Source organism: Senimuribacter intestinalis, assembly GCF_943192965.1.
Lineage (GTDB): Bacteria > Bacillota > Clostridia > Peptostreptococcales > Anaerovoracaceae > Senimuribacter > Senimuribacter intestinalis.
This window is the reverse complement of the sequence record NZ_CALPCF010000004.1, coordinates 38,242-55,814: the sequence shown is the minus strand read 5'-3', so window position 1 is coordinate 55,814 and position 17,573 is coordinate 38,242. Positions and strand designations below refer to the sequence as shown.

The 17,573-nt window shown below is 44.6% G+C and carries 16 protein-coding genes; 10 read left to right on the top strand and 6 right to left on the bottom strand.

The annotated features are described in order from the left end of the window. Positions 1 to 7: 7 nt before the first annotated feature. A complete protein-coding gene (locus NFR88_RS05095) occupies positions 8 to 1,753 on the top strand; it encodes a GlmL-related ornithine degradation protein (protein WP_371874438.1) in 1,746 nt (581 codons plus the stop codon). Positions 1,754 to 1,763: 10 nt separating this feature from the next. Further along, complete coding sequence (gene orr / locus NFR88_RS05090; protein ID WP_251613977.1) at positions 1,764 to 2,852, top strand: ornithine racemase Orr; 1,089 nt, start codon at positions 1,764 to 1,766, stop codon at positions 2,850 to 2,852. A gap of 59 nt (positions 2,853 to 2,911) precedes the next feature. On the opposite strand, the gene NFR88_RS05085 is transcribed toward orr, so the two are convergent. Together NFR88_RS05085 and NFR88_RS05080 are read right to left on the bottom strand one after the other, a co-directional pair. After that, on the bottom strand, positions 2,912 to 3,604 hold the full coding sequence (locus NFR88_RS05085; protein WP_161908749.1) for an RraA family protein: 693 nt from the start codon (positions 3,602 to 3,604) through the stop codon (positions 2,912 to 2,914). Between the two features lie 2 nt (positions 3,605 to 3,606). Continuing rightward, a complete protein-coding gene (locus tag NFR88_RS05080) occupies positions 3,607 to 4,794 on the bottom strand; it encodes a pyridoxal phosphate-dependent aminotransferase (RefSeq protein ID WP_161908748.1) in 1,188 nt (395 codons plus the stop codon). 211 nt (positions 4,795 to 5,005) lie between these two features. Here NFR88_RS05080 and NFR88_RS05075 point away from each other — a divergent pair, with 211 nt between their 5' ends. Next, positions 5,006 to 6,373 carry a Na+/H+ antiporter NhaC family protein gene (locus tag NFR88_RS05075; RefSeq protein WP_251613974.1) on the top strand — a complete coding sequence of 456 codons (1,368 nt, stop codon included), beginning with the start codon at positions 5,006 to 5,008 and terminating at the stop codon, positions 6,371 to 6,373. A gap of 177 nt (positions 6,374 to 6,550) precedes the next feature. Here NFR88_RS05075 and NFR88_RS05070 read toward each other — a convergent pair whose 3' ends face one another. From NFR88_RS05070 to NFR88_RS05060, 3 genes are all read right to left on the bottom strand, one after another. Beyond that, entirely contained in the window at positions 6,551 to 7,417 is an 867-nt protein-coding gene (locus NFR88_RS05070; RefSeq protein WP_161908746.1) for a LysR family transcriptional regulator, read from the bottom strand. A gap of 14 nt (positions 7,418 to 7,431) precedes the next feature. Next, positions 7,432 to 8,112 (bottom strand): vitamin B12 dependent-methionine synthase activation domain-containing protein, encoded by a 681-nt coding sequence (locus NFR88_RS05065; protein ID WP_251613971.1) that lies wholly within the window; start codon positions 8,110 to 8,112, stop codon positions 7,432 to 7,434. A 108-nt stretch (positions 8,113 to 8,220) separates the two neighbouring features. Beyond that, on the bottom strand, positions 8,221 to 8,574 hold the full coding sequence (locus NFR88_RS05060) for a cyclic-di-AMP receptor (protein ID WP_161908744.1): 354 nt from the start codon (positions 8,572 to 8,574) through the stop codon (positions 8,221 to 8,223). Positions 8,575 to 8,889: 315 nt separating this feature from the next. Between NFR88_RS05060 and NFR88_RS05055 the strand changes: the two genes are divergently transcribed. From NFR88_RS05055 to NFR88_RS05025, 7 genes are all read left to right on the top strand, one after another. Beyond that, complete coding sequence (locus NFR88_RS05055) at positions 8,890 to 10,401, top strand: ABC transporter substrate-binding protein (RefSeq protein WP_251613968.1); 1,512 nt, start codon at positions 8,890 to 8,892, stop codon at positions 10,399 to 10,401. Between the two features lie 88 nt (positions 10,402 to 10,489). Beyond that, entirely contained in the window at positions 10,490 to 11,479 is a 990-nt protein-coding gene (locus NFR88_RS05050) for an ABC transporter permease (protein ID WP_160200948.1), read from the top strand. After that, positions 11,460 to 12,359 (top strand): ABC transporter permease, encoded by a 900-nt coding sequence (locus tag NFR88_RS05045; protein WP_160200947.1) that lies wholly within the window; start codon positions 11,460 to 11,462, stop codon positions 12,357 to 12,359. Before NFR88_RS05050 ends, NFR88_RS05045 begins: the two co-directional genes overlap by 20 nt. Before the next feature lie 12 nt (positions 12,360 to 12,371). Next, positions 12,372 to 13,382: an ABC transporter ATP-binding protein gene (locus tag NFR88_RS05040; protein WP_347560956.1), complete on the top strand. Its 1,011-nt coding sequence runs from the start codon at positions 12,372 to 12,374 to the stop codon at positions 13,380 to 13,382. Between the two features lie 2 nt (positions 13,383 to 13,384). Then, complete coding sequence (locus NFR88_RS05035; protein ID WP_160200946.1) at positions 13,385 to 14,341, top strand: ABC transporter ATP-binding protein; 957 nt, start codon at positions 13,385 to 13,387, stop codon at positions 14,339 to 14,341. Further along, positions 14,342 to 15,493, top strand: coding sequence for an amidohydrolase (locus tag NFR88_RS05030; protein ID WP_251613965.1), 1,152 nt, complete (start codon positions 14,342 to 14,344; stop codon positions 15,491 to 15,493). It abuts the gene before it with no gap. 238 nt (positions 15,494 to 15,731) lie between these two features. After that, complete coding sequence (locus NFR88_RS05025; RefSeq protein WP_160200944.1) at positions 15,732 to 17,084, top strand: ATP-binding protein; 1,353 nt, start codon at positions 15,732 to 15,734, stop codon at positions 17,082 to 17,084. A 69-nt stretch (positions 17,085 to 17,153) separates the two neighbouring features. On the opposite strand, the gene NFR88_RS05020 is transcribed toward NFR88_RS05025, so the two are convergent. Continuing rightward, complete coding sequence (locus NFR88_RS05020; RefSeq protein WP_161909354.1) at positions 17,154 to 17,381, bottom strand: helix-turn-helix domain-containing protein; 228 nt, start codon at positions 17,379 to 17,381, stop codon at positions 17,154 to 17,156. Positions 17,382 to 17,573 lie beyond the last annotated feature (192 nt).

Here is a 17,573-nt window from a genome sequence, read left to right as displayed (position 1 = left end):
TATACGAGTGAAGGTAGATGTTTTAGTAGCCGAAATTGGTTCGACCACCACAGTAGTAAATGCGTTTAAAGATTTGGATACAGAAAATCCATTATTCTGGGCGCAGGGGCAGGCACCGACTTCGGTCATGGATGGCGATGTACGTATCGGACTGCAGGGAGCTATTGATGATCTTTGCAGAAAAATGAAGATAGACAGTTTGGAGTATGATGAAATGCTGGCGACCTCTTCGGCAGCAGGCGGTCTGAAAATGACAGTGCATGGACTTGTCTATGATATGACTGCAAAAGCGGCAAAGGAAGCAGCGCTCGGCGCAGGCGGCATCATTCATTATGTAACTGCCGGAAAGCTGAGGAGAACTGACCTTGCAAAAATTAAAGAAGTCAACCCGAACCTGATTTTGATTGCAGGCGGTGTAGATTACGGTGAACGGGAAACTGCTATCGACAATGCGGAGAAAATTCGTGCATTAGGACTGAATACTCCGATTATTTATGCCGGAAATATCGAAAATCAAGAAGAAATGAAGCTGATTTTTGACGAGGAAAGCGGGCAAAAGTTATATAACGTAGAGAACGTTTATCCTAAAATTGACGACCTCAATGTAGAACCTTGCAGAAAGGTAATTCAGGATGCTTTTGAAGAGCATATTACCAATGCGCCTGGTATGGAACACGTGCGGGATATGGTAAGCGGTCCGATTATTCCGACCCCGGGTGCAGTGATGGAATGTACTAAGCTGCTCTACGACTGTTTGGGAGACCTGATTGTGCTGGATGTTGGTGGCGCAACCACAGATCTGCATTCCGTAGCAACAGAATCCGATAAAATCGCTCGCATTATGGTTTCTCCGGAACCAAAGGCGAAACGTACAGTAGAGGGAGATTTAGGTGTTTATGTAAACCGAATGAAAGTCATCGAGTCCATCGGCGAAGAAAAGCTGCGTAAGGAATGTGAAAAAATGGGAATCGACCTCGACAAAACCCTGGAAACCTATGTTGCCATTCCTAAGACAGAAGATGAATTTAAGCTAGTAGAACGCTTAACAAAGGAAGCGGTTTTGAAAGCAGTAGAACGCCATGCAGGTATTATCCGCTATATCTACGGACCGTCCGGCAGAAGTACCGTAGCTGAAGGCAAGGACTTAACTCCGGTAAAATATATCATAGGAACCGGTGGCGCTCTGACCCGTCTGCCGCACCGCGTTGAAATTATGCAGGAAATTGCAAAACATAATGAGACCGGCATGATGCTGTTCCCGACTGAGCATGCACAGATTCTGGTAGACAATGACTATATCATGGCGTCTCTGGGCGTCTTATCTAAACACCATAGAGAAGGTGCAATTCGTCTGCTGGAAAAGAGCCTTGGCTTCAAGTTCCCTGAGAAAAAGGAGCAGGATTTTACTGCAGTAAGCAAAGCTATGGCAGATGTGAACCGAGAAGCAGAAGAAGCAAAGCAGAGGGACGAAGAATATCGCAAACACATTGAAGAAATGGAAAGCCTGGGTTATGATATGACAGCCTTCAAAGAGGAAGAAAAAATCGGCGGAGCCAGCGAAGAGGAACTGAAAGCTGCCCGTGATGCTGCCTTGGCGCAGAGCGAAGAAAAGGAAAAAGCAGAAATGCGAAGCGGTCAGGGTGTCAAAGGCAAATGGGCTGCAACAACTGAAGGAGGTGGGCAGTACATGGGAGACTGTACCCACGATTGTAAGCATTGTACAAGAAAAAATTGCCCGAACCGGGTAGAGTAGGAGAGTAACGATGTATCCAAAATTACAGATAAATTTAAAGAAACTGGAAGACAATCTGAACGCCTGCGCAGCTATAACCAAAGAACGGGGTGGCTGCTCACTGATGATTGTTACCAAAGGACTTTGCGCAGACAAAGAGATGGTAAAGATGGTGGCAGAAAATCCTCATGTGGATTTTATCGCTGATTCCAGAGTGAAAAACATTGCCAGTTTTTCGCAGATGGCACGTACAAACGGAAAAAAGACTGTGCTACTGCGTATTCCGATGCACTGCGAGGTTTCCGAGGTCGTCAAATATGTGGACTTGTCCTTTAATTCAGAGCTTTCAACCATTAGGCTGCTGAGTGAAGAGGCGAAAAAAGCAGGCAAGGTTCATGACATTCTGCTGATGATAGACTTGGGCGATCTGAGAGAGGGGATTTTCTTCCAGGATGAGGACCTGATTGACGAAGCAGTCGAAGAGATTTTGAAGATGGAAAACATCAATCTGTATGGCATTGGTGTAAATTTGACCTGCTACGGCGCAATTATTCCGAAGAAAGAAAACCTTTCCCAACTGGTTGCAATCGGTCAGCGCTTGGAAGAAAAGTACGGTATCAAGTTAGAAATGATTTCCGGAGGCAATTCCAGTTCCATCTATCTGGTGGACAAAGGGCAGCTGCCAGAGGGAATTAACAACTTGAGACTTGGCGAATCTTTCCTATTGGGCAATGATACTGCATATGAGACCAAACTGCCGGGTACTGTCAGCGACGGGCTGATTCTGCAGGCACAGATTATTGAACTGAAAGAGAAACCTTCCCTTCCTATCGGGGAAGTAGGCGTCGATGCTTTTGGAGAAAAACCTTACTATGAGGATAGAGGCATTATGAAGCGTGCCATCATTGGTATCGGTAAGCAGGACACCGACCTTGGCAGTATGACGCCCCTTGATACCCAGATTGAAATCATGGGTGGCAGTTCCGACCACATCATTTTGGACGTGACCCACTGCGATAAAGATTATCAGGTCGGAGACATTGTGGAATTTGAACTGGGGTACGGCGGCATGCTGAAAACAGCAACAAGCCCGTATGTAGAAAAGGACTATATTAAATAAATAGAAAAACAATCCATCGGTGAGGTGGATTGTTTTTTCATGAAGGATATTTAAAAAGTTTATTCTTCTACGGTATCAAAGAATTCGCAGCCAAGGGCTTGCAGCTTTTCTATAACCCATGGTCTAGGCAGTGAGCCGGTTTCTTCGATTGCTTTTAATGATTTTGCTTCACCGGCCATGAGGGCGTCTACCTTTTCCAATACGGATTCTGCATCGGAAGGTTTAATAAATACAATTCCGTCAGCATCAGCAACAACAATATCGCCGGGGGAAACGGTTCTGCCGCCGCAAGAAACGGTAGTATTGACTTCGCCGGGACCGTTTTTCCAAGGGCCGTTAGGCGTGACTGCACGGGTATAGACAGGAAGGCCTGTAGCAGCGATATCTTCTTTATCTCTCATAGCACCATCAACGATAATACCGGCAATCTTTTTTGTCAGCAGATACTGCACCATGATTTCACCAAAAATAGCACGTTCGGTATAGCCGCCGGCATCAATAACGATGACGTCGCCTTCTTTTACAAGATCCATAGCATAGTGGAACATCAGGTTGTCACCGGGTGGTACTTTAACGGTGAAAGCAGACCCGACAAGACCGGCTTTACCGATGGGCTTGATTGCTGAATTTACAGCGGCCTGGCGACCCATACAGTCATCTAAATTTGCAGCAGGAATACCGCGGAATTTATCAAGGAGTTCTTTAGAGGGTCTTTTAAAATCGTTATATACTCTACAGTTTACTTGATTCATGATTATTTACCTCCGTTAATTTTTCTGATAGCAGTGTCCATGCGGGAAAGTGCTTCTCTCAAATCTTTTTCTGCAGTTGCAAAGGACATACGTATGCAGCATGCGCCGCCAAGACCATAAGAATCGCCGGGCACCACTGCGACGCGGGCTTCGTCCAGCAGGTAGTCTGCAATTTCAAAACTATTTTTTCCGTCTAACTCAACCTTAGCCCAAGCGTAAAAAGCGCCTTGCGGGACATGACAGGAAACACCGGGAATTGCGTTGAGTCCGTCTACGAAAAAGTTTCTGCGATGCAGATAGCTTTCTACCATCGTGTCGATATCATGCTTGCAGTCCAAAGCAACGAGAGCCGCTTCCATAGAAAACTCACTGAGACAGCTAACTGCATGCTGGCTCAAAAGCGCAATCATACGCAGTATTGGCAGCGGAGCGCATACATAGCCCAGACGCCATCCGGTCATAGCAGTAGATTTGGAAAAACCGTTAATCGTGATAACCCTGTCGGCAATTCGTGCAATAGAAGCTAAGCTGACACTTTTGGTACCGTCATAGACAATTCGCTCGTAAATTTCATCTGCAATCAGAAGAATATCGTGCTCAATGGCAAAATCAGCCAGGATTTCCGCTTCTTCCTGCGAGAGAATACAGCCTGTTGGGTTGTTAGGGTAGTTGACGATAATGGCACGGGTTTTTTCTGATACATGCTGTTTTAGTACATCGGCAGTGATTTTGTAATTGTTCTCAAAATCCAATTCTACATTGATAGGAACTGCACCGGAGGCAGTTACAATGGGCTCATAAGAAACCCAGGCAGGGTTGAGAATCATTACTTCATCGCCTTTTCCCGGCGTAACGAGAACACGAATGGTTTCATAGATTGCGAATTTGCCGCCGGGGGACATGATAATATTATTTGCAGTACAGTCAATGCCATTTTCTTCTCGCAGCTTACGTGCAATTCTTTCTCTTAAAGTAGGTAGCCCCAGTGCACCGTTATAATGGGTGTGACCGCTGGCAATTCCTTTTATTCCGGCTATTGATGCCATTGCAGGTGTATCGAAATCAGGCTCTCCTGTAGCCAGCGTAATGATATCGACGCCTTCAGATTTTAGTTTTTTTGCCTTTTCGCTGACAGCAAGAGATGCTGAAGGGGGGATATCAAGCAGCAGCTGATTAAAATAGTAATCCATAAGATTCCTCCTTGTAATCGGTATTCCGTTAGGTTGTTGTCATCAGTGTATCTCCGACAGACAGAATTGTCCAATGAAAGGTTTTACTATTAAATAGAAAAAGATTTTGTATTTAATAGAAAGAATTCGAATTTTACTTGTCCATGCAAACCAATTATAATGGGCGTATGAAAGAGCTCTGGATACAATTAAAAATAAGGAGGTCCAAAAAATGGACACTGTAAAAAAGAATAATGGAACCGCTGAATTTTACGGCGGGGCATTTGGACCATGGATTCCTGTCATTATTATGATTGCAGGCATGATTGTCGGTACTATTATTGGTGGCGGAGGAATGACGAGATTTGCAATTATTACATTTATTGCACTAATAGTGGGATTTTTACTGGCAAAAGATAAGAAGGCATTTGGGGAAATCTCTTTTGCAGGACTAAAAAATCCGATGCTGTCAATTTTGATTGTAGCATTTTTAATGGCAGGTGTTATGGGGCAGCTGCTGCGCCAGAGCGGACTCATTAATGCACTGATATATGTGATGGGAGAGCTGAATATGAGTATTGCTTTCCTGCCTTTTGTTGCATTTATTATCTGTGCAATTATTTCAACCTCATGCGGTACCTCATCTGGTTCTGTAACTACAGTAGCCCCGCTGATGATTCCTCTTGCGGCAGAGCTGGGCTGTAATGTTGGTCTGGTATGCGGCGCAATTATTGCAGGTGCAATCTTTGGTGATAATCTGGCTCCGATTTCTGATACAACCATCGGCTCTGCACTTACACAGGAAGCAGAGGTGACAGCTGTAGTAAGAACAAGGCTGCCTTATTCACTGATTGCAGGCGGATTATCTGCAGTTCTGTTCATTATCTTTGGACTGCGCATGGATAGTGGTGCAACAATTCAGATTGGTGCAGAGGTGGCTAATATGAAATCACTGGCTATGCTGATTTTGCCGATTTTAATGATTGTTCTAATGAAGCTGGGACTGGATTTAGTGGGGACTCTGATTATCTGTAATCTGGTGGGAAGCATTCTCGTTTTGATTCTTGGCTGCATTCCGCTAGGTACGCTCCTTGATAATGAAGGACCGATTGGAGCAGGTCTTACAGGAATGATGGGAATGCTGTTATATATTCTTTTACTATTTCAGATTTTGGAAATACTTAATGCCAGCGGCGCCTTTGACAGACTGATGAATGCCCTGTTGAAGCTCTGTAAAACGGCACGCTCCGGCGAATTTGCGGGAATGCTGATGACTGCTGTAACTACAGCGGCTGCAGGAGGAAGTTCTCCGGCTATTATCTTCTGTGGGCCTCTTGTTCGCAAGGTTGCAAAGTCTTTCAATATTGAAAAAACCAGAGGTGCAAATATTTTGGACGGAACTGCTTGTGGTATCTCGGGTATCCTGCCATATGGAAGCTGCATGCTGCTGTGTCTGAATTTTTCACAGGGTGTAGTACCGGAGGATTTCTCCTTTATAGATGTCGTTCCATACAGCTTCCACAGTATGTTTCTGCTGGTGTTGTTCTTCTTTAGTATTTTAACCGGTATTGGAAGACGGTTTGATGAGAAGACAAAGTAATGAGGGAAAGATACATTTATTTAGACAATGCAGGCGCTTACTTCTGTGTGAAGAGGTGAAGAAGAATCAGAAGTTGATATTTTTCTGGAAACAGTAGAACACTGGTTTTGAAAAAATCGCAAGAGATAATAAATAACGGACGCTTTTAGTGTTTTCGCTGAGCGTCCGTTGTTTTTGCTAATAAAAATATTTTTTAATTAAATCTAAAACCTGCTTTGGCAGTGCCTGATGCACGGTAATATAGCAGGGCATTTGGGGCGCAGGCTCTTTAATGGAATAAATATGATAATCCGGTAGGTTATCGAAGATTTCCATGCTGGCTCTGGGAATCATACACCACCCACCAATAGGCATAGCATTTGTAATCATCGTTGGCGAATCCACCAGCATGTAATACGGCATATCATCGCCGAAATATTTACGGTAAAAATCGCCAGCAACGGGATTGTCAAAGGAAACCCCTTTAATTAGAATAGCCTTTTGAGCAGACAGCACCGCAGGATCGATGACATCTGTTTCTCTAGGGGCGCTTGTTCGCTCGATGATGACCATAGGGAATGTATCGACCTCGTCAGTAAGTAGCTGCTTGTATTCGCTGGCGGCGCAAAAATATCCCAGACCAACATCGGCGTCTCTGTGTGAAATGAGCTCCGGAATTTCATTAGAATTACAGGTACTTACTGAAAGGAGTATTTGCGGTTCGTTTTCAGCGATAAGATTGTATATCGGTGAAAAAACGGTATTTACGCTGGACGGGGCGGCAATGCGTAGCTGTAGTTTTTCTGCACTGCTACGAAACGCTTTTATTTTGTCGCTCACCTGCATCCATTCTCTCGCAATGGGAAGGAATTCTTCGCCGCGTAAAGTTAGAGAAATGTTGGAAATACCTTTTCTTCGTACTATGAGGATTGTGTCAAGCTCAGCTTCCAGAGATTTTAGGCGATAACTGAGTGCGGACTGAGAGACAAAGAGACTCTCGGCCGCTTTGGTGATATTTTTTTGCTCAACTATGGCTAAAAAAGCCTCGATTTGTTTGTATTCCATTAGTGTTACCTATTTTACGCATATGCCGTTGGACAAGTTTCTCGTAGTCTACAGAAATCGCAGGCACGGAGTGATTCCTCTACATCGCGTCCAATACCGATAAAGCTGCTGACCGATTTTTGCGGGTGCATCATAAGGCTTGGAGTCAGTGTAATGCCGATGTCTTCAGGCTTTAGGAGCGCGAAAAGCTCCCGCTGAAGTTTGATATCCACTTCGTGCTGCCCTGGACTCCACGGAAACGAAACGCTTGCGCCGGTGTCGGAAAGCTGATTCTTTATTTTGTTTCGGAGCCAAGTGTGACCGCAGTCTGCTATGGCAGAACCCCAGCCGTCATAGAAAAGCTGTTTCAGATTATCACTTTCGCTTTCAGCCAGTTCATCGTAGCCAAGAACGGTGATGGCTGCAAATTCAATTTCCTCTGCACCGGAAAAAAGATGAGACAGCATTTCGCTGCGGATAGTCGTGCCATCAACGAGGCGGATATTCTCCCCAGAAATAGTATCAACGGCAAAGGACTCACATATGCCCCTTACAGTAACCGAGTCGAAAATCCGCTGCCGGGTTTCTTCGTACTGGGCAGAAAAACGTTTCAGCGCTTTTTCTTTCTTCATCTCGATGAGTTTGAAAAACATGTCGTCAAGACCTTCGATCTCGGTAATGGGAATATCAAAGGTCTGCCTTTGCAAAAGTGCCATGGAAATCACCTCTCTTAATTTACTGGTATTTTCGATTGAAAAGGACACGTTGGGGAAGTCGGACTTCTTAAAAGTGTGTGCTTATCAATCGAAGATACATGTTGAAATTTAGAATTTCTCAATACTGCATAAATCCATGATGAATACGGTTATGCCGCCAGCAGGTTTTTTGATAGGAATTGGCGGAACCAGACTCATCTGTTCGCATCCTGGCGCAGTCACGTTTTGATAGGTGGTCTTTTCACGCACACCGGCGTTAACCTTGAGTATTTCTAAAACTTCTGCACACTTAGACTCGTCAGTACCAATCATAATTGTTACATTCTTTTTGCGAAAAAAACCACCGGAAGAGTTAAGTACAGTGACGAAAAATCCGTTCTGTGTTAAATCATGAATGGTGTCCTCATAGTCATCTCCGTTTAATACAGCCATAATTAACTTTTGCTGTTCTTTTTCTTTCATTAGTCTACCTCCCAATTGATTCTTGATTTATTATATCATGGCGAAACCTCTAAATATAGAGTCGCAAGCCATGATTCAATGTTCTCTCAGGCGTCAAAATCTTTGATTTTATTTGCGCCGTGAGGTTATTATACCACAAAATATGACCAAAACTGAATAAAATATTTTGGTAAAATGGGAAAATACATAGGGAAAATAGTACTTTTGTGAGGTCAGGAGAAGTAGTGAATTGATTTTAATACAAAAAAATGTTAAAATAGTCTCACATTACTTTAAATGGCTAAAGAAAAATGAAAGGAAGACAGTATTATGAAAATGAAGAAATTAATTGCTGTACTGATGGTTGCAGCCCTTCTCTTCACGACAGCAAGCTGCGGTGGCGGCGATAATGGTGGCGGCGGAGAAGCAAAAGATTCTCTGACCATCGGTATTGATGCGGACGCTGTAGCACTTGACCCGCTCCGTATCAATGATACATTGACAATGTCCATTCTGTCTAACGTATATGAACCGCTGGTTCGTATGACTAACGATGGTGAAATCGTTCCTGCGCTGGCAGAAGAATGGAAAGTTTCCGATGATGGATTGGTGTATACGTTCACAATCAGAACGGACGCAACTTTCCACAATGGAGATCCAATTACAGCAGAAGATGTAAAATATTCACTGGAAGCTGCTGCAGAATCCTCCTACACCGGACCGTACATGAACTTTATCGATTCCGTTAAAGTCGTGGATGAAAAGACAGTAGAAGTTACACTGCAGTACGCATATGCACCGTTCCTGGCACTTTGTACAACTTATTCTCAGGTTGTAAAAGAGGACTTCTATAAAGAAGGCGGCGAAGTAGATATGTCCAAGAGCCCGATTGGTTCCGGTCCTTATAAGTTCAAGAACTGGGCACAGGGTGACAAGATTGAATTCGAAGCATATGACGGATACTATCAGGGTGAACCTAGCATTAAGAATTTAACTTATAAGATTATCCCGAACTCCAGCACTGCAACAATGGCACTGGAAAGCGGCGAAATCGACCTGTCTCTCAATGTTTCAGAGGCTGACATTAAGGCACTGGAAGAAAAAGACGGTATCACATTACTGCAGAAACCGTCCACTGCGTTCTACTTTATCGGTATGAACACTAACGTAAAAGAACTGAGCGACGTAAGAGTTCGTCAGGCTATCGCAAAATGTATCAACAAGCAGAATATGATTGATGGCGCACTGAACGGTTACGGAACTCCGACCAACACTTTCATCGCTGAAGGCGTTTTAGGCTATGATCCGGATTTCAATCCGCTGCCTTACGATGTTGAAGAAGCGAAGAAGCTGATGAAGGAAGCAGGATACGAAAATGGATTCAAGATTTCCATGAGTATTCCTGAAAACCGCAGCACCCACGCACAGATTATCAAATCCGACCTGGCTCAGATTGGTATCGACTTAACAATCAATATCATCGAAACCGGTAAGTTCTGGGACGATCTTGAAAATCTGGATTACGAAATGATGATTATGGGCTGGTCCTACGTTGTTATGGACCCAGATGTTGGTTACTATTCTCTGTATAAGAAAGACGATATGTCTGGTAACTATACTGGATTCGGTGATGCAGAGACTGATAAGCTTCTGGCAGACGGTCGTGTAGAAAGCGATCCTGATAAGAGAGCCGCTATCTACGCAGAACTGGAAGAAATTTATCAGACCGCAGCACCTTACGTTCCGCTTTACTGGAGAGTAGACGCTGCAGCACACAACTCCAACCTGACAGGCGTTGATATTCCTCCATGCGGATTCTACTACGTATACGACTACGCATGGAAATAAAAAAGACAAGTAAATCAAACTAGAAGAAGAAACGCCGGACCCTTCGGCAGGATGCGGTCCGGCATCTTGTATTTTACGGAGTGAACTTATGTATAAATATATCTTAAAGAGACTGGTAATGATGATACCGGTACTGATAGGTATCTCGATCATCATCTTTACCATCATCTCGCTGACACCGGGAAACCCGGCGAGACTGATACTGGGAGAGCGAGCCACGCAGGAAGCCATAGACAAGCTCAATGACGAACTGGGATATAACGACCCACTTCCAGTAAAATACGTCAACTATATGATTGACCTGGTACAGGGCGATATGGGAACCTCCTACAGAACAGGAGGCAGCGTAGTCAGCGAAATTGCAGAGCGATTCCCAACCACACTGCTGCTTGCAGTGCTGGATATTTTTCTGACATCAGTCATATCCATACCCCTGGGGGTATACATAGCAATCAAGAAAAATTCCATAGCAGATAACGTGTTTACCATAGTCGCGCTGATCTTTACAGCCATGCCGTCCTTCTGGCTGGGCATGCTTTTGATGCTTGCCTTTGCGGTAGGGCTAAACTTGCTTCCGGCAACAGGTTCAGATTCCTTCGCCTGCTTTATCCTGCCGGCATTTACCGTAGCGCTTTTATCGGTAGCACAGATCATGAGAATGACACGATCCAGCATGCTGGAAACCCTGCGTTCAGACTACATGAGAACCGCAAGAGCAAAAGGCGTAAAAGAAAACAAAATCATCTGGAAACACGCAATCAGAAACGCACTGCTTCCAGTTGTAACGACAATGGGCGTAAACTTTGGATGGGCACTGGGCGGCTCAGTCATCACAGAAACCGTATTCGGCATGAGCGGCGTCGGAACACTGACCCTGCTTTCCGTTCGTTCCAAAGACGTGCCGCTGGTCATGGGATGCGTCCTGTTCATGTCCCTTCTGTTCAGCGTCATCACCTTGATCGTAGACATATCCTATGCGTTCATTGACCCTAGAATCAAAGCGCAGTACGGATTTAAGAATAAGACGAGAAAGAAGACCAGAAGAAAGGAGACTAGTAATGTTCAACCGCAAAGCTAAAAACCTGGAACTGGCGCTGGAAGTGCAGGAAAGCCGCAGCTTCTGGCAGGACGTAGGCAGAAGATTTATCAGAAACAACAAGACCATCATAGGCCTTGTGATGCTTGCCATCATCGTACTGATGTGTCTTTATGGAATGATTTTCCTGGATTACGAGACACAGGTCATCAACCAGGATATCCCAAACAAACTGCAGACACCTTCCCTGGCGCATCTGTTTGGAACAGATGACCTGGGACGAGATATCTTTAACCGTATCGTATACGGAGCCAGATATTCCCTGTTTATCGGATTTTCAGCCACCATTATCAGCCTTTCAGTAGGCAGTATTCTGGGCTGTATCGCAGGATACTTCGGCGGAAAAACCGACAACATCATCATGCGTTTAACCGACGTATTCATTGCCATTCCGTCCACGCTGATGGCAATCGCAGTAGTGTCCGCACTGGGACCGAACTTCGCAAACCTGATCATCGCCATCGCCCTTGGAGATATACCGGGCTATGCGAGAATCATCCGCTCTTCCGTACTTTCCATCAGAGACAACGAATTCGTAGAAGCCTCTGTGGCAGTCGGTGGAAGCAGCATACACATTATGGCACAGCACATCTTCCCAAATACCCTGGCAGCACTGATTGTACAGGCGACCCTGGGCGTAGGATATGTAATCATCGCGGCCTCCGGACTGAGCTATCTGGGACTTGGTGTTATGCCACCTGCACCGGAATGGGGCGCAATGCTCAGTGAAGCGCAGGCACAGATTCGTTATTTCCCTCATCAGGTAATATTCCCGGGTATCGCAATTGTAGTAACCGTACTGGCATTGAACCTTTTGGGCGATGCACTGCGCGATGCGATTGACCCGACCCTGAAAGACTAAGGAGGAGACAGTATGGAAAACATGGAAAACAAGAACAACGACATCCTCCTGAACGTTGAGGATTTACACGTACAGTATGATACCAGCGATGGAACCGCCTATGCCGTCAATGGAATTTCATTCCAGATTAAGAGAGGGGAAACCTTTGGACTGGTAGGGGAAACCGGCGCGGGAAAAACAACGACAGCCCTTTCCATCCTGAAGCTGCTGCCGCAGAAAGTAGGCAACATCAGCAGAGGAAAAATCGAGTTTGAAGGAAAAGACCTGGTACAGTATTCAGAAGATGAAATGCGTGATATCAGAGGAAGCCATATCAGTATGATTTTCCAGGACCCGATGACCTCGCTGAATCCGGTACTGACCGTAGGTGACCAGATCGCCGAAGCCATCGAAACCCATCACCCGGAGCTTTCCGATGAACAGGTAGAAGTCCGTGTAGACGAAGTATTGAAGCTAGTTGGCATCACAGAAGACAGAAAATATGAATATCCGCACCAGTTTTCCGGCGGTATGAAACAGCGCGTTGTCATCGCCATGGCGCTGGTGTGCGATCCGATGCTGCTCCTTGCAGATGAACCGACCACAGCCCTTGACGTAACCGTACAGAATCAGGTGCTGGATATGATGAGTAACCTGAAGGAAGAGTTGAACACTTCCATGATTATGATTACCCACGATCTGGGCATCGTATGTCAGATGTGCGACAATGTAGCCATCATGTATGCAGGAGAAATCATCGAAATCGGCAGCGTATATGATATCTTTGATTTTGAAAAACCGCACCACCCTTATACCAAGGGACTCTTCGGATCTCTGCCGAGTCTGCAGGGAAGCTCAAACCGCTTAAAACCGGTAGACGGTCTGATGCCAGACCCGATGGATCTGCCTGGCGGCTGCAAGTTCCATCCAAGATGCAAACATTGCGAGGAAATCTGTAAGAGCAAGGCGCCGGAGGTGTTCACTGAAGGAAGTCATTCTATCAGATGCCACCTTTACGAAAAATTAAAGGCAGGTGAGATTTAAACATGGGAACACCACTGATTGAAACGAAACATTTAAAGAAATATTTTAAGACCGGTTCCGGCATGCTTCATGCAGTAGATGATGTCAATATCAGCATTGAGCGGGGGCATACTCTGGGCGTAGTAGGAGAATCCGGCTGCGGAAAGAGTACCTTGGGAAGAACCATATTGAGACTGCTTCCGGCAACATCGGGCAGCGTCCTTTACGAAGGAAAAGATATTCAGAAGCTGGGCGCTTCTGACATGAAGAAAATGCGTTCTGAAATGCAGATTATCTTCCAGGACCCTTATGCCAGCCTGAATCCGAGAATGTCAGTCAGCCAGATTATCGAGGAACCGCTGAAGGTAAATCATATTTACAAGGATAAGGCGGCAAAGGATCAGAGAATTCTGGAGCTGATGGATACAGTAGGACTTGCAAGAAGACTTGCAAACAGCTATCCTCATGAGCTGGACGGCGGCCGTCGTCAGCGCATTGGTGTAGCAAGAGCCCTGGCGCTGAACCCGAGCTTTATCGTCTGTGATGAGCCGGTATCTGCACTGGATGTATCCATTCAGGCACAGGTTCTCAATCTGATGATGGATTTGCAGGATTCCATGGGACTGACTTACATGTTCATCACCCATGACCTTTCGGTCGTACGCCACATTTCCACCCATATTGCAGTGATGTATCTGGGGCAGGTTGTTGAATACGCACCGTCGCAGGAACTCTTTGATGATCCGAAGCATCCGTACACCAAGGCGCTTCTGTCTGCCATTCCGATTCCGGATCTGGCTTACAGAGGAAAGCCGAGAGAGCTGATTAAGGGTGAAATCACAAGCCCGATTGATCCGAAGCCGGGCTGCCGGTTTGCGACTCGCTGTCCTTATGCGACGGAAAAGTGTACGGGCAGAAATCTGGAACTGACAAATGTAGGATCTGAGCATCAGGTTGCCTGCGTGCTATATGAGGAGTAAATGATGATTATTAAAAATGCTAAATTGTTTTTAGATGAACCTGGCATTTTTGAACAGCTGGATATTCGATTAGAAGGTGAGAAAATCGCTGAAATCGGTGCAAATATCACAGGTGGCGTCGATGAGGAAATCATCGACGCCGCCGGCTGTTTTGTGACGCCGGGACTCATCGAAGCCCACTCCCATATCGGTATGTATGAAGAAGGTATCCAGTGGGAAGGCGATGATATCTGCGAAAACGAACCGGTAACGCCGGAAATGCGTTCTATTGATGCACTTTTTCCGGGCGATGTGGCTTTTGCAGAAGCCTTGACCGGCGGCGTTACAACCATGTGCACAGGCTTTGGCAGCGGCGGTGTTGTAGCAGGGACTGCGGTTATCGTAGAAAATAACGGTTCTTTGATTGTTGATGACATGGTTTTGGTTTCCGATGCGGGTATGAAGTGTGCCTTTGGGGAAAATCCGAGAGATTTTGGACGCAGAGGAAAGCAGCCTAACACCAGGGCTTCAGTGGCATTTATGCTGCGGGAATGTCTGCAGGACGCTGTTGACTATAAGGCGGAAAAAGAAGAGGCATTGAAAAAGGGTGATCACTTTAAGATTGACCTGGGCATGGAAGCAATGGTTCGGGTCATCGATGGTGAAATTCCAATCAAAGCTCACTGCCACCGCTCTGATGATATCTGTACGGCAATTCGAATCTGCAAGGAGTTTGGAGTTCGTGCGACTTTAGATCACTGCACTGACGGGCACCTGATTGCAGAGCATATTGCAAAATCAGGCTATCCTGCCATCGTAGGACCGACCTTTGGTTCCAAATCTAAATATGAGCTTAGAAACAAGTCCTTTGATACTGCAGCGGTTTTAGTCAATGCAGGGGTTAAGGTTGCAGTGACTACGGATCACAATGTGACGCCGCAGGAATCTCTCAACTGGCTTGCCGCCATGTATATGAGAAATGGACTGTCTGAGGCAGATGCCCTTCGCTGTATCACCTGCAATCCTGCCGATATATTGGGAATTGCAGAGCGAAAAGGCAGACTGGCTGCCGGTCTTGATGGCGATGTTGTCATTTGGGATAAACACCCGCTTGATCTGCAGGCGAAGCCAAAACGAGTTTACGTCAGGGGAAAGGAAATGTACCGGGCGTAAATTTTGATTGAAAAGTGCATAGAAGGTAAGAATATAAAACGGAGTTGTCTGTGCGGACAGCTCCGTTTGGGCTATATGATGTGAATTATGAAGGAGTAGTTAAGCTTTCGAAAGAGGTATGAGAGGGAGAAATCAGGGTGGAATTTAAAAATATTTTTGATTTTCGTACATTTTATGATAAAAAGATTTGCGATTTTCGTACAAAAGTGATATTATGTAGGAAAAGAGGAGGAATGAGATGGTCTTTAAACGGAAAATTTACGAGAAAATGATGGAATGGAAAGAACTGTCCGGTAGCGAGAGTGCACTTCTAATAGAGGGAGCGCGTCGAATTGGAAAGAGTACCATTACTGAAACTTTTGCACGCAGTGAATACGAAGACTATATTCTACTCGATTTCGCAAAAGAGAAGAAAGAGATTTTAAGGAACTTTGAAGAAAATATAGGCGATTTGGATACTTTTTTTAGAAATCTATTTCTCTTAAAAGGGAAATCTTTGAAACCGAAGCAATCCGTAATCATTTTCGATGAAGTGCAGCTTTTTCCATTAGCAAGACAGGCAATCAAGTACCTGGTTGCAGATGGAAGGTATGATTACATTGAAACGGGGTCATTGATTTCGATTAAGGAGAATGTAAAAGATATTTTGATTCCATCGGAGGAGTATAAACTGAAAATGTATCCGATGGATTTTGAAGAATTTTTATGGTCGACGGGCGATGAAATTACATTCTCTGTTGTGAAAGAAGCTTTTGAAAGAAAAAAAGCTTTGGGTGGGGATATTCACAGGCAAGTTATGCAGAAATTCAGGACTTATATGGCGGTAGGAGGCATGCCACAGGCAGTAAGCGCGTTTGTAAATGGCAGAACTTATGAAGAAATTGATTTTGTAAAAAGAAATATCTTGGATTTATATGAAGATGATTTAAAAAAGCATGATACCAATCACAAGGAAAGGGCCTCCGTTGTTTTTAAAACGATACCGGAGCAGCTTTCGAATCATAATTCTCATTTCAAGTTATCTATTTTAGATAAGAAAGCAAGATATGAGCGTTATGTGGACGCAATTGATTTTGTTGCGGAGTCTATGATGGGTAATGTATGTATTAATGTAACGGCACCGGAGGTTGCGTTGGAACTGTATGCAGATAGGGGAAACTTCAAACTCTACATGGGGGATACTGGGCTGCTGGTGACTCAAATTATGAGGACAGGTGATACCTCTGATGAGAACCTGTATAAATCGCTGATATTCGATAAGCTGGGAATCAACCAGGGTATGATTATGGAAAATATGGTAGCGCAGATGTTGCGTGTAAGTGGTAGTGCGCTGTATTTTCATGAGTTTAAGTATCAAGGGGCAGATGCAGCAAAGGAAAGTAAGTATGAGATTGATTTCCTGACAGTGAGAAAGAGAAAAATTGTTCCCATAGAAGTAAAATCATCAGGATATAAGCAACATAAATCTTTTGATTATTTGCTGAAAAAGTATGACTTAAAAGTGCAGGATAAATATATCCTGTACACAAAGGATTTGCTGTATGAGGATGGAATCACATATCTTCCGATTTATATGGCGGGATTAATATAAGGGCAAAAAACAGAGGAGGTCATATATGACCGCCTAAACTTTTTAATTCTGATTGTGACAACGCAACCATTAGTCCTTTTTCTTTGGTTTCGGATATGGGGTCGGGTCATCGGTGAATCCGTAAATATAGTCGACACTGGTCTCAAAAAGATGGGATAAGAGCTCTGCCTGGTCGGAAGTTGGCTTGCGTTTACCTGATTCCATCTTAGAATAATTGGACTGATCGATACCGGTCTTGAGTTGCACTTGGAGCTGTGTCAAATCTTTGTTTTTTCTTAACTGTTTAAGTCGACTCATTGCAAGTTAACCTCCTTTCTAAGAAATATTATGACAAATTACCATACAAAAAATAGGTCAATTTGACCTATTTTTGGAAAAGACGCAGGAGGCTGGAATAATATCCCATTTTTGACCAGTTATCCGAAAAAACGACCAGTTATCCGAAAATGTTTGTAAGGCGCTTGACGTTATGCTAGAATTAGGGTGAAT